Source organism: Variovorax sp. PvP013 (genome assembly GCF_050435945.1).
Lineage (GTDB): Bacteria > Pseudomonadota > Gammaproteobacteria > Burkholderiales > Burkholderiaceae_C > Variovorax.
Genome location: NZ_JBNDLF010000005.1, coordinates 48930 through 68884, shown reverse-complemented (window position 1 = coordinate 68884; position 19955 = coordinate 48930). Strand labels below are relative to the sequence as shown.

General features: G+C 70.7%; 18 protein-coding genes and 1 pseudogene. 8 read left to right on the top strand and 11 right to left on the bottom strand.

The window, feature by feature from the left end:
• Positions 1-16: 16 nt before the first annotated feature.
• A complete protein-coding gene (locus ABID77_RS15200; RefSeq protein ID WP_429597519.1) occupies positions 17-682 on the bottom strand; it encodes a 3-oxoacid CoA-transferase subunit B in 666 nt (221 codons plus the stop codon).
• A gap of 2 nt (positions 683-684) precedes the next feature.
• The gene (locus tag ABID77_RS15195; protein WP_429597516.1) at positions 685-1386 is read right to left on the bottom strand and encodes a 3-oxoacid CoA-transferase subunit A; all 702 of its coding nucleotides are present in this window, start codon (positions 1384-1386) and stop codon (positions 685-687) included.
• Positions 1387-1504: 118 nt separating this feature from the next.
• Between ABID77_RS15195 and ABID77_RS15190 the strand changes: the two genes are divergently transcribed.
• Positions 1505-2290: an IclR family transcriptional regulator domain-containing protein gene (locus ABID77_RS15190; protein ID WP_429597513.1), complete on the top strand. Its 786-nt coding sequence runs from the start codon at positions 1505-1507 to the stop codon at positions 2288-2290.
• 274 nt (positions 2291-2564) lie between these two features.
• Here ABID77_RS15190 and ABID77_RS15185 read toward each other — a convergent pair whose 3' ends face one another.
• From ABID77_RS15185 to ABID77_RS15175, 3 genes are read right to left on the bottom strand one after another with little or no spacing between them, the layout of a single operon-like run.
• The gene (locus ABID77_RS15185) at positions 2565-3071 is read right to left on the bottom strand and encodes a hypothetical protein (protein WP_429597510.1); all 507 of its coding nucleotides are present in this window, start codon (positions 3069-3071) and stop codon (positions 2565-2567) included.
• The gene (locus ABID77_RS15180) at positions 3068-3604 is read right to left on the bottom strand and encodes a paar repeat-containing protein (RefSeq protein ID WP_429597508.1); all 537 of its coding nucleotides are present in this window, start codon (positions 3602-3604) and stop codon (positions 3068-3070) included. The genes ABID77_RS15185 and ABID77_RS15180 overlap by 4 nt, the downstream gene beginning before the upstream one ends.
• On the bottom strand, positions 3601-4161 hold the full coding sequence (locus ABID77_RS15175) for a hypothetical protein (protein WP_429597505.1): 561 nt from the start codon (positions 4159-4161) through the stop codon (positions 3601-3603). Before ABID77_RS15175 ends, ABID77_RS15180 begins: the two co-directional genes overlap by 4 nt.
• 562 nt (positions 4162-4723) lie before the next feature.
• Here ABID77_RS15175 and ABID77_RS15170 point away from each other — a divergent pair.
• Positions 4724-4831 (top strand): annotated as a pseudogene (locus ABID77_RS15170) (IclR family transcriptional regulator); the annotation flags it as partial.
• 16 nt (positions 4832-4847) lie between these two features.
• Here ABID77_RS15170 and ABID77_RS15165 read toward each other — a convergent pair.
• Positions 4848-5897, bottom strand: a complete 1050-nt coding sequence (locus tag ABID77_RS15165; RefSeq protein WP_429597503.1) for a LysR substrate-binding domain-containing protein — start codon at positions 5895-5897, stop codon at positions 4848-4850.
• A gap of 95 nt (positions 5898-5992) precedes the next feature.
• On the opposite strand from ABID77_RS15165, the gene pcaH reads away from it, so the two are divergent.
• Positions 5993-6721: a protocatechuate 3,4-dioxygenase subunit beta gene (gene pcaH / locus ABID77_RS15160; RefSeq protein WP_429597500.1), complete on the top strand. Its 729-nt coding sequence runs from the start codon at positions 5993-5995 to the stop codon at positions 6719-6721.
• Between the two features lie 31 nt (positions 6722-6752).
• Complete coding sequence (gene pcaG, locus ABID77_RS15155) at positions 6753-7358, top strand: protocatechuate 3,4-dioxygenase subunit alpha (protein WP_429597498.1); 606 nt, start codon at positions 6753-6755, stop codon at positions 7356-7358.
• Between the two features lie 82 nt (positions 7359-7440).
• Here pcaG and ABID77_RS15150 read toward each other — a convergent pair whose 3' ends face one another.
• A complete protein-coding gene (locus ABID77_RS15150) occupies positions 7441-7647 on the bottom strand; it encodes a hypothetical protein (RefSeq protein ID WP_429597495.1) in 207 nt (68 codons plus the stop codon).
• Between the two features lie 200 nt (positions 7648-7847).
• Here ABID77_RS15150 and ABID77_RS15145 point away from each other — a divergent pair, with 200 nt between their 5' ends.
• The gene (locus ABID77_RS15145) at positions 7848-8861 is read left to right on the top strand and encodes a Bug family tripartite tricarboxylate transporter substrate binding protein (protein WP_429597492.1); all 1014 of its coding nucleotides are present in this window, start codon (positions 7848-7850) and stop codon (positions 8859-8861) included.
• Between the two features lie 10 nt (positions 8862-8871).
• Here ABID77_RS15145 and ABID77_RS15140 read toward each other — a convergent pair whose 3' ends face one another.
• From ABID77_RS15140 to ABID77_RS15125, 4 genes are all read right to left on the bottom strand, one after another.
• Positions 8872-9447, bottom strand: a complete 576-nt coding sequence (locus ABID77_RS15140; RefSeq protein WP_429597489.1) for an SCO family protein — start codon at positions 9445-9447, stop codon at positions 8872-8874.
• A gap of 11 nt (positions 9448-9458) precedes the next feature.
• Positions 9459-10010: a hypothetical protein gene (locus ABID77_RS15135; protein WP_429597486.1), complete on the bottom strand. Its 552-nt coding sequence runs from the start codon at positions 10008-10010 to the stop codon at positions 9459-9461.
• Positions 10003-15222 (bottom strand): discoidin domain-containing protein, encoded by a 5220-nt coding sequence (locus tag ABID77_RS15130; protein ID WP_429597483.1) that lies wholly within the window; start codon positions 15220-15222, stop codon positions 10003-10005. Before ABID77_RS15130 ends, ABID77_RS15135 begins: the two co-directional genes overlap by 8 nt.
• A gap of 264 nt (positions 15223-15486) precedes the next feature.
• A complete protein-coding gene (locus ABID77_RS15125; protein ID WP_429597480.1) occupies positions 15487-16407 on the bottom strand; it encodes a LysR family transcriptional regulator in 921 nt (306 codons plus the stop codon).
• A 124-nt stretch (positions 16408-16531) separates the two neighbouring features.
• Here ABID77_RS15125 and ABID77_RS15120 point away from each other — a divergent pair, with 124 nt between their 5' ends.
• The 3 genes from ABID77_RS15120 (at position 16532) to ABID77_RS15110 (ending at position 19832) form a co-directional block, all read left to right on the top strand.
• The gene (locus tag ABID77_RS15120) at positions 16532-17482 is read left to right on the top strand and encodes a hydroxymethylglutaryl-CoA lyase (RefSeq protein WP_429597477.1); all 951 of its coding nucleotides are present in this window, start codon (positions 16532-16534) and stop codon (positions 17480-17482) included.
• 41 nt (positions 17483-17523) lie between these two features.
• The gene (locus tag ABID77_RS15115) at positions 17524-18720 is read left to right on the top strand and encodes a CaiB/BaiF CoA transferase family protein (protein WP_429597474.1); all 1197 of its coding nucleotides are present in this window, start codon (positions 17524-17526) and stop codon (positions 18718-18720) included.
• 89 nt (positions 18721-18809) lie between these two features.
• Positions 18810-19832: a Bug family tripartite tricarboxylate transporter substrate binding protein gene (locus tag ABID77_RS15110; protein ID WP_429597471.1), complete on the top strand. Its 1023-nt coding sequence runs from the start codon at positions 18810-18812 to the stop codon at positions 19830-19832.
• Positions 19833-19955: the final 123 nt, after the last annotated feature.

Genomic DNA, 19955 nt, shown 5'->3' with positions numbered 1-19955 from the left:
GCGCGAAGACCGGGGGTCAGCCGGATATCGGAAGACCCACCAGGCGTTCGAGTTCGGCGTGGTCCAGGCCGTCGACCTTGTCGATCAGCTTCAGGCCCTCGGGCGTGCATTCGAGGGTAGCGAGGTCGGAGTAGACGCGCTTGACGCAGCCGATGCCCGTGAGCGGGTAGGAGCACTGCTTGACCAGCTTGCTCGCGCCCTGCTTGGTCAGCAGGTCCATCATGACCCAGGTCTGCTTGGCGCCGATGGCCAGGTCCATCGCGCCGCCGACGGCGGGGATGGCGTCTTTCTCGCCGGTGTGCCAGTTGGCCAGGTCGCCGGTGGCCGAGACCTGGAAGGCGCCGAGCACGCAGATGTCGAGGTGGCCGCCGCGCATCATCGCGAAGCTGTCGGCGTGGTGGAAGAACGAGCCGCCCGGCAGCAGGGTCACGGGCTGCTTGCCGGCGTTGATGAGGTCGTAGTCCTCCTCGCCGGCGGCCGGCGCCGGGCCCATGCCCAGGATGCCGTTCTCGCTCTGCAGGATGACCTCGCGGCCGGCCGGCAGGTGGTTGGCCACCAGCGTCGGCTGGCCGATGCCGAGGTTGACGACGGCGCCGTCGAAGATGTCCTGCGCCACGCGGGCGGCGAGTTCGTTCTTGCTGCGGCGCTGGTAGGCGGGGGTCGTGGTCGTGGTGGTGTTCATGGTCAGGCTGCCTTCTTGAAGCCACCGGCTTGCGTGGCGACGCGTTCGATCTTGACGACCTGGTGCACGAAGATGCCGGGCGTCACGATGGTCTCGGGGTCGAGGGTGCCGAGCTCGGCGATCTCGTGGACGGTCGCGATGGTCTTCTTCGCGGCCATGGCCATCACCGGGCCGAAGTTGCGCGCGGCCTTGCGGTAGACCAGGTTGCCCCAGCGGTCGCCGCGCTCGGCCTTGATCAGCGCGACGTCGCCGTGGATCGGGTACTCCAGCACGTAGTGGACGCCGCCGATGACGCGCGTCTCGCGGTCGCCGGAGAGCTGCGTGCCGTAGCCCGTCGGGCAGAAGAAGCCGCCGATGCCGGCGCCGGCGGCGCGGATGCGCTCGGCCAGGTTGCCCTGGGGCACCAGTTCCAGCTCCAGCTTGCCGGCGCGGTAGAGGCCGTCGAACACCTGGCTGTCGGCCTGGCGCGGGAAGCTGCAGATGATCTTGCGCACCCGCCCGGCCTTGAGCAGCGCGGCCAGGCCGACCTCGGCGTTGCCGGCGTTGTTGTTGACCACCGTCAGGTCGGTCGCGCCCTGCTCGATCAGGCCGTCGATGAGTTCGTTGGGGATGCCGGCCGTGCCGAAGCCGCCGATGAGGACGGTCGAGCCGTCCTTGATGTCGGCCATCGCGTCGGCGACGGAGCGTGCGATCTTGTCGATCATGTGAAGTTGTCTCCTGCGGGATTGAGGGTGGTCACCGAGTTCTTCCTCCCTATCGATTCAATTTGTTCGTATGTCGAACATTTGTTCTTATAATGAATTCTAGGAGCTTTGAACGCGCATGGCAACCACCCTTTCCGAATCCGAGGCGCCCCGGCCGGGCGACAGCTACGTGCAGTCCTTCGCGCGCGGGCTGGAGGTCATCCGCTCGTTCAGCGCCCGGGCGCCGCGCCAGACGCTCAGCGAGGTCGCCGCCGCCAGCGGCCTCACGCGCGCCGGCGCGCGGCGCATCCTGCTCACGCTGCACACATTGGGCTATGTCGAGAGCGATGGCAAGTTCTTCGCGCTGACACCGCGCATCCTCGACCTGGGGTTCGCCTACCTGTCGTCGATGCCGATCTGGAACCGCGCGGAACCCCTGATGGACGCACTGGCCCACGAGGTGCAGGAATCCTGCTCGGCCGCCGTGCTCGACGGCACCGACATCGTCTACGTGATGCGGGTGGCGACGCAGAAGATCATGAGCATCAGCCTGGGCGTGGGCTCGCGCCTGCCGGCGTCTTGCACGTCGATGGGCCGGCTGCTGCTGTCGGACCTGGGCGAGGCCGAGGCCCGCGCCCGCATCGAGGCTTCCGCGCGCGAGCCGCTGACGCGCCACACCGTGACCGACGTCGACACCCTCCTCGCCCGCGTCGCGCAGGCCAGGCGCCAGGGCTGGTGCCTGGTCAACCAGGAACTGGAGGAGGGCCTGGTGTCGATCGCCGCGCCGATCGTCAACCGCGCCGGGCGCATGGTGGCCGCGCTCAACATCAGCGGCCAGGCCAACCGCACCAGCGCCAAGGTGATGCAGGAGACGATGCTGCCGCCGCTGCTGGCGGCGGCGCGGGGGATCTCGGGGTTGCTCTAGAACGGAGATCCGCGGTTTCCGCGAGGTTCGACGATGCAGGAACGTTCCCATGAGACCGTCTGTCGTGCTCCGTTCGAAGCGCAATGCGATGCGAGATACCGCACAACACTTTCACACGGCAGCTCCGCGACGTTCGGCTCGGTATTGCGCCGCATCGATCATTGCGGCAGCAATCTGAGTTTCCGGGTCGATCTGCCACCCAGTGTCACCTCGGTTGATCCGGATGGTTTGCGAAATGCCACGCGGCACGGATCGAGAAGGGTGCTGGTTTCGGCTACAGCGGGGCATGTTCCTTGTACAGCCTCTTGAATCTGCCTTTGTCGAAGAGGTACACAGTTTTTGCACGACCATACGGATCGTCCTTCGGACCGTCCTCGACACCCACGGTCAGCAGCAACTTGCTGGTCAGGGAAAAACCCGGGTTGTGGTTGCCAAATCCTGGCAAGTTTTCCTCTTCACCACCCGAGAGCGCGATGCACACCTCGGGCGGCTCGTAAACCGCTCCGTTTACCGCGTCAACGACGAAGAACATGAAAGCCCCTGCTCCGCACCCCCATCGCACGACGGTGTAGTGACCTGCGAAATTAGGGCCGGCCTTTGCGCCTTCGTTGATGCGGGTTCTGTAGAGCCGCGCCAATCTGCTTTTGAGGACCGGCTTGGCAGGCGTTGCGACATTCATCGAAACGGCTGGGTATTCGGATGGGTCCGGTAATTTTTCAGCGTTGCAAGCCGTGGCGACAACCATGAAAAAAACGAGAGTCAAACCAGGATGAGCCTTCATTTCACCGCTCCCCCAGCCGTTTTATACCAACCCTCTAAAACGCCATAAGAGTGAACTTGAAAAGATACCCACTGATTCGCCTTGAGCAGGTTTATCGCGGTCTTGATGTCTCCTTCGACGATCGAATTCATCGCCTTGTGCACCCTGATGTTTTGAACTGCAATCAGGTCTTGGGTATGTGGTGAAAAATCCGTCAGGCCCTGCGCCTTTTTTCCCATTTCGGTCCAGCATGCCCGGTTGATTTGATACAGGCCAGCAGCAGTAGTTTTTCCATCTTTTCCAGCACCCGGGTGAGTGGACTCATCCGTGAACGTCCATTTCGTCGTGTGATGCCATCCATACAGGGCGTGGTAATCACCCCCTTCGGATTTGCCAATCATAAAGAGGAACGCCTTGACATTGGCGTCCTTCAAGAATTCCTCGTTTTCGGCCTTGCGAACAGGCCGGTAGTCTACTTTGATAGTCTGAGGCTTTTTGTCGTGCAGCGGCGTGGTTTGCCCAGTGCCGACCCTGACGAGTTTCCTACTGGTCATGCTTGGTTCGCCACGAGATAAACCATTACAGGTTGAGCGTCTGATCTGGCGTGGATGGCATCGGTCATTCCATCAGCGTCAGTCATACCTTCCACACAAAACCCATCGCACTCGAGTACATAGGCTGCGCCTGCCAATGCTTCTCCAGTAGTTAAATCTGTTATCAAAAACCGTTGGTCTTCCCTCAATCCAATAGTTGCAGGATCATGCCCGGCTCTGATGAACCAAGCCACCGCATCACCAACGATTTCATGCTTCTCAAAGCCCATGCGAACGTTGGCAAACGATGCCTTGAGCCGTGGTGGAATCGGGCATTTACATAGACACAAATCCCCGTCCAGGTTCGCCTGTCGCCCTTCTGGATCAGTGCTTGGGCGATAGGGTGGCACACACTTGGTCACGCCCCAGCTTTTGCATGCATTGCAATACACAGGGTCACCCTCGTAACAAGCTAATTTCCCGTGATAGGTTGATGGATATCGCTGCGGCCTGGGTTTTACCGAGCCTCCTCCCGGTGCGAGGCTGTCGTCTTCACGAATGAACGGGCGCCAGTACATTACTACTCCTTTTTCGTCAGTGGCTCGAAGCCAATTCTCGACAAGCAAAACATCGGGCTTTCACCCGACATGGAATAATTTTCGATTCTTTCTATGAATCGGCTCCGAGTGCTTCACTGCTTTAACTACGGCCATCCATCGCGGTCGATGGGTGGCCTCCATAAAGGAAAGCATAGTCCACACCAAAAACAATGAAAGTTTCCCGCCATTCAAGCGCCAAACTGATTTTTTGGGAAGAAAATTCAAAACCCGGTTTTCCTGAACATAAGCATGAACTGCATTGCGCCACTCAGTGGCTGGGCCGTGCATAGCCACTTGGAAGCCTATTTTTGGTGGTTATCCATTCTTTTTAGTCGGGCACATGCGTCTTTCGGCAAATTCCGAACGCCAGAGCAAGGACTTGCAGCGCGATGAGCTGCTCTCCGTTGGCGTCAATCTGCGTCACTCGTCCATGGATCGCGTCTTCGGCGAGAAGAGTGACCGCGCCGGCTCGGCGGGCCTTGTCATCGTTCCAAGCTCACGAAGCGCTTGTCGTGTGAAAGCTCGACCGCCTCAATCACTCGCCTCCAACATCAGCGGCCAGGCCAACCGCACCAGCGCCAAGGTGATGCAGGAGACGATGCTGCCGCCGCTGCTGGCGGCGGCGCGGGGGATCTCGGGGTTGCTGTAGCCGGCAGCGCCGATCCTCAGGAACTGCCGAGGCCCGGCGAGCGTCGCCCGGTCCGACGGACCCGGCCGGCCGACGGCGCCCCCGCCGCCGCCAAGCCCCGCGCCGCCTCCCGCAGCAATCCCGCCATCGCCCCCCGCAGCGCCGACGGCTCGGCGTCGCTCCTCACCAGCAGGCCGACCGGCTCCTCGGTGCCGGTGGTGTCGATGGGCAGGCGCACCAGCCGGCCCTCTTCCAGGTCGGCGCGCGCCGCGCCCAGCGGCGTGATCCAGACGGCGTCGGAGCGCGCCACGACGGCGCGCGCCACCGAGACGTCGAGCGTCTGCAGCGTGGCCGGTGGCAGCGCCAGGCCGAGGGCGGACAGGAAGCTCTCGGTGGTGTGGCGCGGGATGGTGCCGTCGCCGTAGACGACCAGCGGACAGGCCAGCACGGCCGCGACCCTGGCGGCGCTGCCCCCGGCGCCGCCACCCCCGCCGTCGCCGTCGCGCGCGAGCGGATGGCCGGCGCGGGCGACGAACACCAGTGGCTCGGTCTGCAGCAGCTCGAAGCTCAGGCCGGTCATCAGGCGCGGATCGCTCATGCGGCCGGCCACCAGGTCGAGCTCGCCGGCGCGCAGGGCGTCGAGCAGCACGCCGTTGGCCGCGCTCTGGACGATCAACCGCACGTGCGGCCATTGCGCGCGGAATTCGGCCAGCGCGCCGGGCAGCAGGGCCGGCGCCACGCTCGGCAACGCGCCGATGCGCAGGCGCTGCACCTGGGCGCCGGTGGCCGGGGCGATGGCCAGCGCGCTGGCGTCCACCGCCTCCAGCACGCGCAGCGCGTGCACCAGCAACTGCTCGCCGGCCGGCGCCAGCCCCTGCACGCCGCGCCGGCCGGCGCCGCCGCGCTCGACCAGCCGCGTGCCGGCCAGCGCCTCCAGTTCGGCCAGGGTCTTGGAGACGGCCGGCTGGCTCAGCGCCAGGCGCTCGGCCGCGCGCGCCAGGTGGCGCTCCTGCGCCACCGCCACCAGGCAGCGCAAGTGGCGTAGCTGCACGCCGCGGGCGAAGGCGTCGGCGGAGAGGATCGCCATGTGGATTACCGTTGGTTATGAAAAATCGACGAATCTTCAATTTACAGCATGATTCGCCGATCCTAAAGTTCGGGCTTCCCCACCGGAGACAAGCCATGCCGAACGAACCCACGCAGACCGCCCTGCCCCGCCTCGACCCGCGCGACTGGGACAGCCACCCGTCGTACATCTATCCCGGCTACCGCTCGACCGCCAAGCGCGGCCCGACGAAGCCGCTGATTCCGCTGAAGGCCTCGCTCGGCGAGCTGCAGCAGCCGGTCTACGGCCACGACTGCATCGGCGAGTTCGACAACGACCTCACGCGCAACGCCCGCCGCAACGGCGAGCCGCTGGGCGAACGCATGATCCTCACCGGCCAGGTGATGGACGAGCGCCGCCGCCCGGTGGCCAACACGCTGGTGGAAATCTGGCAGGCCAACGCCGCCGGCCGCTACGTCCACAAGGTCGACCAGCACGACGCGCCGCTGGACCCCAACTTCCTGGGCGCCGGCCGCTGCATGACCGACAGCGAGGGCCGCTACCGCTTCCTGACCATCAAGCCGGGCGCCTATCCGTGGGGCAACCACCCCAACGCCTGGCGGCCGCAGCACATCCACGTCTCGCTCTTCGGCCAGCACTTCGCCAGCCGGCTGGTGACGCAGATGTACTTCCCCGGCGACCCGCTGATGCAGTACGACCCGATGGTCACCGGCACGCCGGAGAAGTACCGCAACCGGCTCGTGGCCGATTTCAGCCTCGACGTGACCGAGCCCGACTACGCCCTGGGCTACCAGTTCGACATCGTGCTGCGCGGCGCCGATGAGACCCCGTTCGAGAACCGTTGAAGCGACACCGCAGACCGAGGAGACACCCACCATGATGAGCGCCCTGGAAACCAATTTCGGCCAGACCCCGTCGCAGACCGTCGGCCCCTACTTCGCCTACGGCCTCGCGGCCACCCAGTACGGCTACGACTTCGACCAGCCCTTCGACGCCGTGCTGGCGCTCGACGACGCCTCGGGCGAGCGCATCCGCCTCGAGGGCCGGGTGATCGACGGCGACGGCAACGCGATCATCGACGCGCTGGTCGAGATCAGCCAGCCCGACGGTCGGGGCCGCTATCCGTCCTCGGTGGAGGACGCCAAGGCGATCGGCTTCCGCGCCTTCGGTCGCTGCGGCACCGGCACGGACGCGCAGAACCGCTTCGTCTTCCACACCGTCAAGCCCGGCGCGGAATCGCCCGGCGAAGCACCGCACGTCAACGTCATCGTGACGATGCGCGGCCTGCTGCTGCACGCCTTCACGCGGGTCTACTTCGACGACGAGGCGACCGCCAACGCGGAGGACGCCGTGCTCGCCAGCGTGCCGGCCGAGCGCCGCGCCACGCTCGTCGCCAAGCGCGTGGAGGAAGGCGGCGCGGTGCGCTACCGCCTCGACATCCGCATGCAGGGCGCCGACGAGACGGTGTTCTTCGACGTCTGACGCCCCCGGCCCCTCGGCCCCAGGTCCCGGCGCATCGCGACACGCGATGTGCCGGGTCCCGGTCCCTCGGCGCCTGGGTCCCTCAGCGCTTCTTGGCGCGCTTCTTCGTGCCGGCCGTCAGCGGCGCAGTCCAGAGATCCATCATTCCCTTGGCCACGCTCGTCGTCGCGGTGCGCCCGGCGCGCTTGGCCTGCGCCGTGGCGCGACCGCGGGCCGCACCGGCCGCGGAATTGGCGGCGCTGAGCCACATGCTCATGAAGGGGTTCTTCTTCAACCAGGGATTGGCCATGTCGATGCTCCGGTGATGTTGCGATGCACCAATGGTCGCGCCGCATCGGGCGCGCCGGCGGTGGAGAAATGCCGCCCTCGCCTGTCGGTCGGGGACGCACGTCGCAGGCGTGATTCACCCGCGCCTCGCATACCAGCCTTGCGGCGGACCCCGGTGGCACGCCCGTCTCCGCTGTCCAGAATGCGGCGAAGGAGACACCGATGCCATCCCATCCCTTCGCCCTCCGTCCGGACGTTCGTTTCCCGGACCGTCCCGCCCGCCGCCGCCTGCTGGCGCTGATCGCCTTCGGCTTCGGCGCGCGCGGCGCGCTCGCGGCCGAGCCGGAACGGCCGGTCCGCCTGATCGTTCCCTTCCCCGCCGGTGGCGCGGCCGACGTCATGGCGCGCGGCATGGCCCAGCGCCTGGGCGAGGCGCTGGGCACCACCGTCGTTGTCGACAACCGGGGCGGCGCCGGCGGCGCCACCGCCGCCGAGGCCGTGGCCCGCTCGGCGCCCGACGGCCGCACCCTGTTCTTCGCCACCATGGGCACGCAGGCCATCAACCCGGCGCTCTACCCGAACCTGCGCTACGACCCGGTGAAGGACTTCGCGCCGATCAGCGTCACCCACCTGACGCCGCGCGTGCTGGTGGTGGGGCCGCAGGTGGCGGCGCGCGACGTCGCGCAGCTGATCGCGCTGGCCCGTGCGAAGCCCGACGCCCTGACCTACGGCTCGGCCGGCAGCGGCAGCTCCAGCCACCTGGCCGGCGCATTGTTCGAGAGCATGACCGGCACCCGCATGCTGCACGTGCCCTACAAGGGCAGCGCACCGCTGCTGACCGACCTGCTCGCCGGCCGGGTCAACCTGGCCTTCGACTCCTACACCGTGTACGCGGAGCACATCAAATCGGGCCGCGTCCGGGCGCTGGGCGTGACCTCGACGCGCCGCCTCGCGGCCCTGCCGACCGTGCCCACCATCGCCGAGGCGGGCGTGCCGGGCTACGAGGTCTCGAACTGGCTGGGCGTCCTGGCGCCGGCCGGCACGCCGAGCGACGTGCTGGCGCGCCTGCACGCCGCGCTCGGCCGCGCGATGGCGACGCCGGCCCTGCGCGCCCAGCTGACCGACCTGGGCATCGAGCCGGTCTTCGGCCCGCCCGAGGCCTTCGGCGCGCTGATCCGCGGCGAGATCCCCAAGTGGGCCGCGATCGTGCGCAGCTCCGGCGCCAAGGCCGACTAGAGGCCGGCCCTCAGGCCTTCTGCGCCGCCAGTTCCCCCACCAGGCGCACCACCTCCGACGCCGGCGGCAGGTCGACGGTGCGCAGCGCCAGCCGGCCCCGGCGGTCGAACAGGAACACCTGCGTGGTGTGGCGGTCGGCTCCGGCGCGCCGGCCCTGCAGGAAGTCCAGCCAACGGTCGAGGTCGGCGACCGCCGGGCTGGCCGCGCGCCACAGGCCGCCGGCGCCGAAGCGCGCGAGCCAGGCGGCCAGCGCCACCGGATCGTCGCCCAGCGGATCGATGCTCGCCGAGACCAGCTGCACGTCGCCCGGCGCCGCCCTGCGCGCCAGCAGCTGGCGCTCGACCTCCGCGAACAGCGCGCCCTGCAGGGGGCAGGTGGCGCTGCAGCCCGTGAACATCAGCTGCAAGGCGGTGACGCGGCCCTCGAACAGCGTGGCCGGGGTCGCGGCGCGGCCGTCCTGCAATCGCAGCCGCACCGGCGGCGGGGCCAGCGGCGGCAGCACGAGGCCGCCGTGCGCCCGGGCGTCGGGCAGGCGGGCGGCGACGGGCAGGGCGGCGGCGGCGCGAAGGAGGTGGCGGCGGTGCATGCGGGGGACTTTCAGGAGCGGGACGGACTGGACAGGCGGGCCCACAGCGCCTCGCACTGCGCGTCGCTGACGGCGTAGCGCGGCATGGCCGCGTCGACCATCACCCAGGCGGGATCGATGCCATCGCGCAGCAGCCGGCACAGGCTGGCGGCGTCGTAGCGCGAGGGCGGGCCGCCGCGCCGGGACACCGCCCGCGTCAGCGTCGCGGGACCGAGCGACGGGCCGAAGGCGGCGGTGGCCGGCGATGCCGCCGCGCCGCCGGCCGCGTGGCAGTTCACGCAGCGCGTGGCCTGCGGCGGGAGGTCCGACGCGTGCCCGGCCAGCCGGCCGTGCAGCACCGGCGCGGCACCGTCGGCATCGGTCGCCCGCTCGCCGTCGGCCACGCCCCGCAACAGCCGCTCGCCCAGGTCGACGCGCTGGCGTTCCTGCCAGAGATGCCGTCCGGCCGGCACCAGCATGCAGAGCGTGACGAGCAGCACGGCCAGCCCCAGCCAGCCCCACACCGCGCGGCGGCGCGACGGCACGGCGGCGGCGCGTCCGGGCGCGGGCGTCGCGTCAGCCACCGAACATCACCGACTTGGTCAGGTCGGCCGCCCCGAGCGTCGAGAGGTTGCCCTGGCGGACCGGCTGACCCCAGTTGACCCCGTCCGTGGAGACGTAGATCCGGTAGGCGTCGACGGTGCCGTTGAGGCCGCCGGCGCGCGGCTGGTAGCGGAAGCCGCCGAAGTCGCGCGTGGCCCCGGTGTCGATCACGATCCAGTGGGGGTACGGGGCGTTGCCGCCGGACCAGGTCGTGTGCCAGATCGTCGCGGCGTTGCCGTCGAGCAGGTTGGCGGCCCGGCCGTCCTCGCCGCCGGTCTCCTGGCTGTCGTAGGCGGTGACCTTCCAGCCCGTGCGGGAGAACGCCTGGGCGCTCTTGTCGAGCATGGAGAACTCCGCCATCGACGCCCACGGCCCGCCGCGCACCTCGGACAGCGCCTCGAAGCGCACGTAGCGTCCGCGCGCGGTCGTCGCGCCGGTCGACGGCGCCGTCACGGCCGCTTCGGTGCCGCCGATCTGGCGCACGAAGGCGGCGACGGTGGCGACGTCCGCCGCCGACAGCGCCGGCAGCTTGGTGTGGGCGCGCACGGCGTCCTCCACCGTGGCGGCCGAGCCGTCGTGCAGGTAGGGCGCGGTGGCCCAGGTGTCGCGCAGGGTCGGGATGTCGATGCCCGCGAGCGTCGCGCCCAGGCGCGTGCCGCTGGTCGATTTCAGCGTGCCGACGTCCTTGAGCAGGCCGGCCGCGCTCTGGGTGAAGGCCGATCCGCCGTGGCAGCTGATGCACTGGTTCTGGAACACCGTGCGGCCGGCGACGGCCACCGCCGTCAGGGTGCCGTCGGCCTGGCGCGCCGGGCTGGGCGCGAAGGCGTCGAGCGAACCCAGGTACGCGGCCAGGGCGTCGAGGTCGGCGCTGACGCCGGCCTTGGCGTCGCCCAGCGGCTGACCGCGCGTGCCGGTGGCGAACTGCGCGTCGCTCATCAGGCCGGTGCCGCCGGCGAGCGCGCGGATCTGGCCCTCGAAGTCCTGCACCTCGTCGAAGTTGCCGCTCCAGTGCAGCCGGCCCTGCTGGGCGCGGCCGCGCAGCGCGGTCGTGTTGCGCAGGCCCTCGCCCAGGCCGGTCAGGTCCCAGGTCCGGCCGTCGTGGCCGCCGTCGTTGTGGCAGGTCGCGCAGCTCATGTAGCCGTCGCGGGCCAGGCGCGTGTCGCGGGCGTCGTAGAAGAACTGCTTGCCGCGCAGCACCTGCGCCGCCAGCTTCTCGGTCGCCACCGCCGCCAGCGTGGCCTTCGCCGGCAGCGCGAGCTGGCCGAAGCCGACCAGCGGCCCGAGGTCGTAGGCGCCGACCGTGCGGTCCATGTAGTTGGCGACGAACAGCGTCCGGCCGTCGGCCGACACCGCCAGGCCCTGCGGCGCGCGGCCGGCGTCGACGCGGAACAGCTCGCGCCGGCCCACCGGGTCGACGACGGCGATCTGCCGGCTGGTCTCCAGCGCGGTGAACAGGTAGGCGCCGCTCGGGTGGAACACGCTGGCGCTGGCGAGGCTGGCGTTGTCGTGGTCGATGCGCGCGCCGATGTCCTCGGCCAGCGGGCCCAGCGCGATGCGCGAGTCGATGGCGCGCACGGTGTTCTCGAAGTTCAGGTCGAGCCCGTCGCGCAGCCGGCCGCGCTGGATGTTGTCCTGCTTGGACGGCACCCAGGCCGACAGGCCGTCCGGCGCGATGGCCGGCGCGCCCAGGTAGTTGGGCACGCCCCGGCCCTGCACGGTGCTGTCGGCCTTGGTGCCGTGGACCAGCACGACGGTCTTCTGCAGCGCCAGCGGCGCCGTCGCCAGCGCCCAGACCTCGCCGCCGGCGGCCACGCCGTTGCGGCCGGTGAGCACGGTGGCGGTCTCCTCGCCCGGCTGGGGCGGGCTGACGAAGCGCGACACCAGCAGCTGGCCGCCGTTGCCCGCGACCGCCATGTGGCGCGGCGCCCCGGGCAGGTCGAGCGTGGACAGCACGGCGCCGGCCGTGTCGAGCTGCAGCACCCGAGCGCTCGCTTCCAGGCTGACGTAGACGCGGTTGCCCGCCGGCGCCGCCACGATGCCCCACGGCTGCGAGGCCGCCGGCAGCGCCTGGGTGCGCAGCACGGCGCGGCTGGCGGTGTCGATGACGGTGACGCTGGCGCCGTCGCGGTTGGCGACCCACACCTGGCGCAGGGCCGGCAGCAGCGCCAGCGTGCGCGGCGCCCTGCCCACGGTCACCTCCGCCAGCTTGGCGAAGGTGGCGCCGTCGAACACGCTGACGGAGTCGTTGTCCGGATTGACCACCCACAGCCGCGCGCCCTGGCCCGACGCGGCCGGCTCCCAGGCGATGGCGGTGGTGGCGGTCGGCGCCGCGGCGCCGGCGGCGACCGCGCCGGCGACCGCCTGCGTGAAGCGGTAGACGGTCTCCTGGCCGTCGGCGCCGCGCACGCGCGCCGTCACGGTGTAGAGGCCGGGGGCGTCGTAGCGGTGGGTGGTGGTGTTGGAGACGCCGTAGCCCGTGGCCGCGCTGCCGTCGCCGAAGTCCCAGGCGAAGCGCAGGCCCGACGCGTCGCCCGCGACCTGGGCCGTGAAGGTGGCGGTGCCGCCGCTCGCGATCACCGGCGCGGCGACGCTCGGCGTCGGCGGCAGCAGCGACTGCACGCGCCAGGTGAAGGCGGTCTGCGACGTGGCGCCCGCGCGGTCGGTGGCCGCGACCGTGACGGCGTAGGTGCCCGTCGCGGTGGCGCGGCCGGTGATGGCGCCGGAGTCGGCGCGCAGGGCGAGGCCCGGCGGCAGGCCGGTGGCGGCGAAGGCCAGCGGCTCGGCTTGGTCGTCGGAGGCGACGATGTCCAGCGCCACGGTGTCGCCGACGTAGTTCGTCAGGTCGCCGGGCCAGCCCAGTACCGGCGCGTAGTTGGCGGTGATGCCGGCGTTGAAGGGCACGGTCTTCTCGCCGGCGGCGTTGGCGACGATCTGGCGGAAGTCGCCGTCGACCAGCGGGTTGCCCCAGTTCACGCCGTCGGCGCTGGCGTAGATGCGAAAGCGCGCCAGCGTGCCGTTGACGCCGCCCGCCGCCGGGCGCGGCAGGTAGCGCAGGCCGCCCAGGCGCTGGGCCGCGCCCAGGTCGACCACCACGCTGTGCGGCGGCGGCGTCGAGCTGGGCGTGAACTGGGTGTGCCAGAAAGTGTTCGGGTCGCCGTCGACGGCGTGGGTCACCGGGGCGTTCTCGTAGGTGCGCTCCTCGCTGTCGGCGGTGAGCTTCCAATTGGTGCGCGGCAGGACCTGGCCGGCGGCGTCGAGCAGGTTCAGCTCGGCCATCGAGCCCCAGGGGTTGCCGTTGATCTCGCTGAGCTGTTCCAGCTTGACGAAACGCACGGCGCCGGCCGCGTCGACGCGCCACAGGAAATCCGTGCTCGTGGCGCCGGCGGCGTTGCCGGCCAGCACGGTGACCGTGTAGCGCCCGGGCACGCTCGGCGTGCCGCTCAGGGTCCGGCTGGCGGCGTCGAAGGCCACGCCGGGGGGCAGGTTGGTCACCTCCAGGCGCGTGGCGTTGGTCGCCGCCAGCACCAGCGACGCCGCGCGGCCGACGGTGGCCGACTGCTCGGCGATCGGCGCCAGACCCGGCGTGCCGCCGGCGGCCACGGTCACGATGCGCGCCACCGAGGGCACGCCCTCGGCGTCCAGCGCGAACAGCATGTACTTGCCCGGCAGCGCCCAACCGGGGTTGGTCGGCATCGCCACGGCGTAGCGGTTGTCGCCGGTGCGCTCGTGGCGCAGCGCCAGGCGCCGCTGGTCGTTGTTGACGGTGTGCGTGACCGAGCCCAGGCGGATCAGCGAGAACGAGGCGATCGGGCCGTCGGTGGCGACCTGCATCGCAGTGCCGTGGACCGCCGTGGCGGGCGCCTCGACGATGACCGGGCGCTTCGCCGCGCTGCCGTCCTCGTTGAACAGGTAGTGCGGCGAAAAGATCTGCGCGTCGGCGTGGTTGGCGGCGCAGCCGGCGCCGCACAGGCCGCCGCCGGCCGAGACCACGCGCGCGTCGGGCAGCAGCAGCGCCACGCTGTGGTAGTTGCGCGGCACGCTCATCGGCGCGAGCGTGGTGAAGGTCTCGCTCACCGGGTCCCAGAGTTCGGCCGGCAGCACCGAGGTGTTGTCGGAGAACGGCACCGGGTAGCTCTGGCCGCCGACCACCATCACCTGCCCGTTGGGCAGCACCACGCTGTTGTGGAAGGCGCGCGCATACGCCATGGGCGCGAGCTTGCGGACCTTGGCCTCGGCGCGGATGTCGATCACGTAGCTCGCCGCCGTGGCGTTGCTGTCCTGGTAGGCCGGCGAGCCGCCGACCTTGAGCACCTTGCCGGTGTCGTACATGACCGCGTTGCCGCTCATGCTGTCGGCGTCGTCGCCGCGCGCGCCGGCCGGCTGGGTGCGGCCGGTGCCGGTGGTGTCGATCCAGTGCATCCTCGCGCTCGGGCCGGCGTGGAAGACCTGGCCGTTGCCCGCCGGCAGCAGCCACATGTGGTTGTCGGCGCGGTAGACGCCGGCCGGGTCGGCGGTCAGGAAGTCGTCGACCCGCACCCCGGTCAGCAGGTTCCAGCCGGCGGCGTCGCTCCAGGTCTCGCCGTGCTTGTTGCCCGCGCCGCCGGCCCACGAGCCGCCCAGCGTGAAGACCGAACCGTCGCGCAGGATGGTGTTGGCCTGGTAGGCGCGCGGGATGCGCATCTGCGCCCCCGTCGACCAGACGCCGGTGGCGGGGTCGTAGACGCTGGTCTTCTCGGCGTTGGAGCCGCCGCTGACCAGGATGCGTCCGTCGGCGAGGTTGGTGGTGCCGGGGCAGAACATGTTCTGGCCGGTCTGGTTGACGAAGCGCTCCGTGGACTGGCCCGTCGCCGGGTCGAACACCGCCGTGTAGGCCTGGCCCACCGTGGCGAAGCTGAAGCGGTCGTTGGCCGACCAGAACAGCACCCGGCCGTCGGGCAGGTTGGCCGCCGACGCGGGCACCAGCGGCAGCGCGATCGGCGCGCTCCAGCGGCCCGCCGCGGGCAACGCCGTCTTGCGCGCCGCGACGGTGTCGACGCGCGCGGCGCCGGCCGACGTGGCGGCATCGGCGCCGGGGGCGGTGGACGTGGCGACCTCGTCGCCGCCGCCGCCGCCGCACGACGCGAGCAGCAGGACGCAGGCCAGGGCCACCCCTGCACGGCGCATCCGGCGTTCCGCCCGGGTCGGTGCATGCATGCAGTTCTCTCCTCGATCAAGTCAAAACGTGTACTTCCGTATGACATTGTAAAAAAATCGAGGAAACTTCTTAAAACCAAAGTATCTATATTTGACGAATAGTCGGTTTGTGTGACTTTCTTCACACGAGGCGACCGCGCCGACGACAACCGGCGGCGACGCCGAGACGCCGTAGGACGACGTCGATCGCCCGGCCGGACGGCCTGCGACGGTCCTTCGCGGGAAGCGACGGAGGCCGCGTCGCCCCGGTACCGGCCGGGGCGCTCAGGCCGGTTCGACAGGGTGCGTGCGGCCCGCGCGCTCGAGGTGGTCGAGCAGCAGCCGGGCCGCCGGCGAGAGGCCCGCCTCGTCCTTGAAGCACAGCGTGAAACGCCGCCGCGCCCAGGCATCGGCGAGCGGCACGACGACGACGCTTCCCTCGTCCGCCATCGGCCCGGCCACCTCGCGCGGCACCACCGCGATGCCCAGACCGGCGCGCACGCAGCGCAGGCTGGCGTCGAAGGTGGAGACCACGGCGCGGTAGTTCAGCGGCCGGCCGGCGATGGCGGCGGCGCGGGCCAGCAGGGTGTAGACGGCCGTGGAGGCGGGCAATCCGACGTGCTCGTACCCCAGCGTGTCGACGAAGGCGCAGCGTGGCCGCCGGGCGATCGGATGGGCCGGATGCGCGACGATCGCGAGGTGGTCGCTGCGGTAGGGCCGCGTGCGCAGGCCCTCCAGGTCCGCCGCGTCCCAGCCGACGCCCAGCGGCGCCAGCCCTTCCCGGATGGCGCGCGCCATCTCCGAGGTCGGTCCCTCGGCGATGTCGACGCGGATGTCGGCGTGGTCCGGGTGCCGCAGGAAGTCGGCGATGTCGTCGGGCAGGAATTCGGCGATGGCCGACAGCGAGGCCAGCACCCGCACCTGTCCCTTCACGCCGCGCCCGTGGTCGGCCATGTCGCGCGCCAGCCGGTCCGAGGCCGCCAGCAGCGCGCGCGCGTGCCCGAGCAGCAGCTCGCCGGCCGCCGTCGGCACCACGCCGCGCCGCTGGCGCTCCAGCAGCGGCGCGCCCACGGCCTCCTCGAGCTGCGCCAGCCGCTTGCTGATGGCGGAGGCGCCGATGTGCTCCTGGGCGCCGGCACGCGCGATGTTGCGGTGGTCGCAGGTGGCGACGAACAGGCGCAGGCTGGTGAGGTCGAGGTCTCTCATGCGTGGCTTTCCGGATCGGAATGTCTGGCCGGAAATATTAGCGCTTTAGCCATCTTCAAGGAATGCCTACAGTGCGGGCATCGGCGGGACGGACACGGTCGCCGCATCCACAGGAGACACACACATGAACCGATTCCCCGACCGCGCCGTGGTGCGCGAGGTGGGCCTGCGCGACGGCCTGCAGAGCATCCGGCGGGTGCTGCCCACGGCGCGCAAGCTCGAATGGATCGCCGACGCCCACGCCGCCGGCCAGCGCGAGATCGAGGTCGGCTCCTTCGTGCCGGCGCGCCTGCTGCCGCAGCTGGCCGACACCGCCGAGCTGGTCGCCTTCGCGAAGACGCTGCCGGGCCTCGTGGTCTCGGTGCTGGTGCCCAACCTCCGGGGCGCGGAGAAGGCGATCGAATGCGGCGCCGACCTGATGCTGGTGCCGCTGTCGGCCAGCCACGCCCACAGCCTGGCCAACCTGCGCAAGACGCCGGACGACGTCGTCGCCGAGGTCGCCAGGATGCGCGCGGCGCGCGACGCGGCGGGTTCGAGGATCGTCATCGAGGGCGGCATCGGCACCGCCTTCGGCTGCACGCTCCAGGGCCGGGTCGAACGCGCCGAGGTGCTGCGCTGCATGCAGGCGCTGCTCGACGCCGGCGCCGACCGCGTGAGCATCGCCGACACGGTGGGCTACGCCAACCCGGCCGCCGTGCGCGAGCTGTTCTCCCAGGCCCGCGCCATCGCCGGCGAGCGCTTGTGCTGCGGCCACTTCCACGACACGCGCGGCATGGCGCTGGCCAACGTCTGCGCGGCGCTGGAGACCGGCGTGGCGCGCTTCGACGCCACGCTCGCGGGCATCGGCGGCTGCCCGCACGCGCCGGGCGCCAGCGGCAACGCGGCCAGCGAGGACCTGGCCTACATGCTGGCCGACATGGGGATCGACACCGGCATCGACATCGAGGCCCTGCTCGCCCTGCGCGCCAAGGTCGCCGGCTGGCTCGACGGCGAGACCCTGCGCGGCGCGCTGTGGCAGGCCGGCGTGCCCCAGACCTTCGCACGCTCCGGTGCCGGTGCCGCCATCGCCGTCTGAACGGCCGCCTCCCACGCCCCGACGACCACGAGACCACCCGCATGACCAGCGCCGACGCCTTCCCTGCCACCGCCGAAACCCCCGCCGCCCCGCCCCCGCCCCTGCCGCTGGCCGGCCTGCGCGTGCTCGAATTCACCCACATGGTCATGGGCCCGACCTGCGGGATGATCCTGGCCGACCTCGGCGCCGAGGTCATCAAGGTCGAGCCGCCCGGCGGCGACAGGACCCGCTCGCTGCCCGGCCTGGGCATCGGCTTCTTCCGCTCCTTCAATCGCAACAAGTTGAGCGTCGTCATCGACATCGCCACCGAGGAGGGCCGCGCCACCGCCGCCGAACTCGCCGGCGAGTGCGACGTGGTGCTGGAGAACTTCCGCCCCGGCCTGATGGCCGGCTTCGGGCTGGACTACGAGACGCTGTCGAAGCGGTACCCGAAGCTCATCTACGTCACGCACAAGGGCTTCCTGCCCGGTCCCTACGAGCACCGGCTGGCGCTCGACGAGGTGGTGCAGATGATGGGCGGGCTGTCGTACATGACCGGCCCGATCGGCCGGCCGCTGCGCGCGGGCACCTCGGTCAACGACATCATGGGCGGCATGTTCGGCGCCATCGGCGTGCTCGCCGCCCTGCGCGAGCGCGAACGCACCGGCCGCGGCCAGGAGGTGCAGAGCGCGCTGTTCGAGAACTGCGTCTTCCTGTCGTCGCAGCACATGCAGCAGTACCTCATGACCGGGGAGCCGCCGCCGCCGATGCCCTCGCGCGTGTCGGCCTGGAGCGTCTACGACGTCTTCACGCTCGACGAGGGCGAGCAGCAGCTGTTCATCGGCGCGGTCAGCGACAAGCAGTTCGCCACCCTGTGCCGGGTGCTGGAGCGGACCGACCTGCTCGACCAGCCCGGCTTCGGCGACAACGCCTCGCGCGTGGCGGTGCGCCCGCAGCTGCTGGCCCAGCTCGGCGAGATCCTGCTGCACCACCGCGTCGCCGAGCTGGCGCCGAAGCTGGAGGCGGCCGGCATCCCCTACGCGCCGATCATGCGGCCCGACCAGCTGGTCGAGGACCCGCACCTGGTCGCCAGCGGCGGCCTGGTGCCGATGCGGACCGAGGACGGCGGCACGACCGACGTCGTGCTGCTGCCGCTGACCATGGGCGGCCAGCGGCCCGGCGTGCGCCGGGCGCTGCCGCGCGTCGGCGAGCACACCGACGAGGTGCTGGCCGGGCTGAGGAGCCGGCGGGCGGCCTGACCGGACCCGGCACGGCCCGTCCGCGCGCCCACCGGCGGCCGACCGCGGGCCGCCGCCTTCCGATTCGAACGATCCGAGAGACACCCCCCATGAACGCCACTTCCAAGACCGCCACGACCTTCCGCCCCGGCCGGCGCCGGGGCCTCGCCGCCCTCTGCGCGGGTGCCCTCGCCGCGTCCACCGCGCTGCTGGCCTCGCCCGGCGCCCTCGCGCAGGCGACGGACAGACCCCTGCGCGTCATCCTGCCCGTGGGCGCCGGCTCGGGCGTCGACACCATCATGCGGGCGGCCGCGCCGTCGCTGACCCGGGCGCTCGGCGGCCAGCCGGTGGTGATCGAGAACCTGCCCGGCGCGGGCGGCATCACCGGCGCGTCGGTGCTGGTGCGCGCGCCGGCCGACGGCCTGACCGTCGGCGTGGTGTCCAACAACCACGTCGTCAATCCGAGCGTCTTCCGGAAGATGCCCTTCGACGCGGTCGCCGACATCACGCCGATCTCGGTGGTCGGCGCCACGCCCTTCGTGCTGGTGGTCAACCCCAAGGTACCGGCGAGGAACGCGAAGGAGCTGCAGGCGCTGCTCAAGGCCCGGCCCGACGGCTACAACTACGCCTCCTCGGGCAACGGCACCATCCTGCACCTGGCCGGCGCCCTGTTCCTGGACGCCGCCGGCGTGCAGGCGCGGCACATCCCGTACAAGGGCGTCGGCCCGATGGTGGCGGACATCCTGGGCGGCCAGGTCGAGATGGGCGTGGTGTCGCTGCCCTCCGTGCAGGGCCAGCTCAGGACCGGCCAGCTGCGCGCCATCGGCGTGATGGGCAAGGCCCGCGTGGCGTCCCTGCCCGACGTGCCGACCCTCGCCGAGCAGGGCTTCCCCGAGGTCGACATCGCCGGCTGGTTCGCCGTCGTCGGCCCGCCGAAGCTGCCGGCCGCGACCGTCAAGCGCCTGCACGACGCCGTCGTCGCCGCCTTCGACACGCCGGAGACCCGGGAGGCGATGGCCAGGCAGGACAACGTCGTCCAGCCGATGTCGCCCGAGGCCTCGCTGCAGTTCTTCCGGAGCGAGCAGGCGCGCTATGCGAAGCTGGTGAAGAAGGCGGGGGTCGAGGCGGAGTGACGCGGCGATCGCCTCTCGATCGGACCGTGGGCTGTCGATTCGTCCCCGATCGGTTCGTGCGAAAGAGCGGCACGGTGCCGTCCGCCGGTGGTAGAACGCCGTTCGATTGCCTCTTCATCGATG

Excerpts from the sequence above, each read along its gene's own strand:
- ABID77_RS15165 (WP_429597503.1), bottom strand. The coding sequence starts at position 5,897 with ATGGCGATCCTCTCCGCCGACGCCTTCGCCCGCGGCGTGCAGCTACGC.
- ABID77_RS15125 (WP_429597480.1), bottom strand. The coding sequence starts at position 16,407 with ATGAGAGACCTCGACCTCACCAGCCTGCGCCTGTTCGTCGCCACCTGC.
- ABID77_RS15190 (WP_429597513.1), top strand. The coding sequence starts at position 1,505 with ATGGCAACCACCCTTTCCGAATCCGAGGCGCCCCGGCCGGGCGACAGC.
- ABID77_RS15185 (WP_429597510.1), bottom strand. The coding sequence starts at position 3,071 with ATGAAGGCTCATCCTGGTTTGACTCTCGTTTTTTTCATGGTTGTCGCC.
- ABID77_RS15110 (WP_429597471.1), top strand. The coding sequence starts at position 18,810 with ATGAACGCCACTTCCAAGACCGCCACGACCTTCCGCCCCGGCCGGCGC.
- ABID77_RS15115 (WP_429597474.1), top strand. The coding sequence starts at position 17,524 with ATGACCAGCGCCGACGCCTTCCCTGCCACCGCCGAAACCCCCGCCGCC.
- ABID77_RS15200 (WP_429597519.1), bottom strand. The coding sequence starts at position 682 with ATGAACACCACCACGACCACGACCCCCGCCTACCAGCGCCGCAGCAAG.
- ABID77_RS15140 (WP_429597489.1), bottom strand. The coding sequence starts at position 9,447 with ATGCACCGCCGCCACCTCCTTCGCGCCGCCGCCGCCCTGCCCGTCGCC.
- ABID77_RS15120 (WP_429597477.1), top strand. The coding sequence starts at position 16,532 with ATGAACCGATTCCCCGACCGCGCCGTGGTGCGCGAGGTGGGCCTGCGC.
- ABID77_RS15175 (WP_429597505.1), bottom strand. The coding sequence starts at position 4,161 with ATGTACTGGCGCCCGTTCATTCGTGAAGACGACAGCCTCGCACCGGGA.
- ABID77_RS15150 (WP_429597495.1), bottom strand. The coding sequence starts at position 7,647 with ATGGCCAATCCCTGGTTGAAGAAGAACCCCTTCATGAGCATGTGGCTC.
- pcaG (WP_429597498.1), top strand. The coding sequence starts at position 6,753 with ATGATGAGCGCCCTGGAAACCAATTTCGGCCAGACCCCGTCGCAGACC.
- ABID77_RS15145 (WP_429597492.1), top strand. The coding sequence starts at position 7,848 with ATGCCATCCCATCCCTTCGCCCTCCGTCCGGACGTTCGTTTCCCGGAC.
- pcaH (WP_429597500.1), top strand. The coding sequence starts at position 5,993 with ATGCCGAACGAACCCACGCAGACCGCCCTGCCCCGCCTCGACCCGCGC.
- ABID77_RS15130 (WP_429597483.1), bottom strand. The coding sequence starts at position 15,222 with ATGCATGCACCGACCCGGGCGGAACGCCGGATGCGCCGTGCAGGGGTG.
- ABID77_RS15195 (WP_429597516.1), bottom strand. The coding sequence starts at position 1,386 with ATGATCGACAAGATCGCACGCTCCGTCGCCGACGCGATGGCCGACATC.
- ABID77_RS15180 (WP_429597508.1), bottom strand. The coding sequence starts at position 3,604 with ATGACCAGTAGGAAACTCGTCAGGGTCGGCACTGGGCAAACCACGCCG.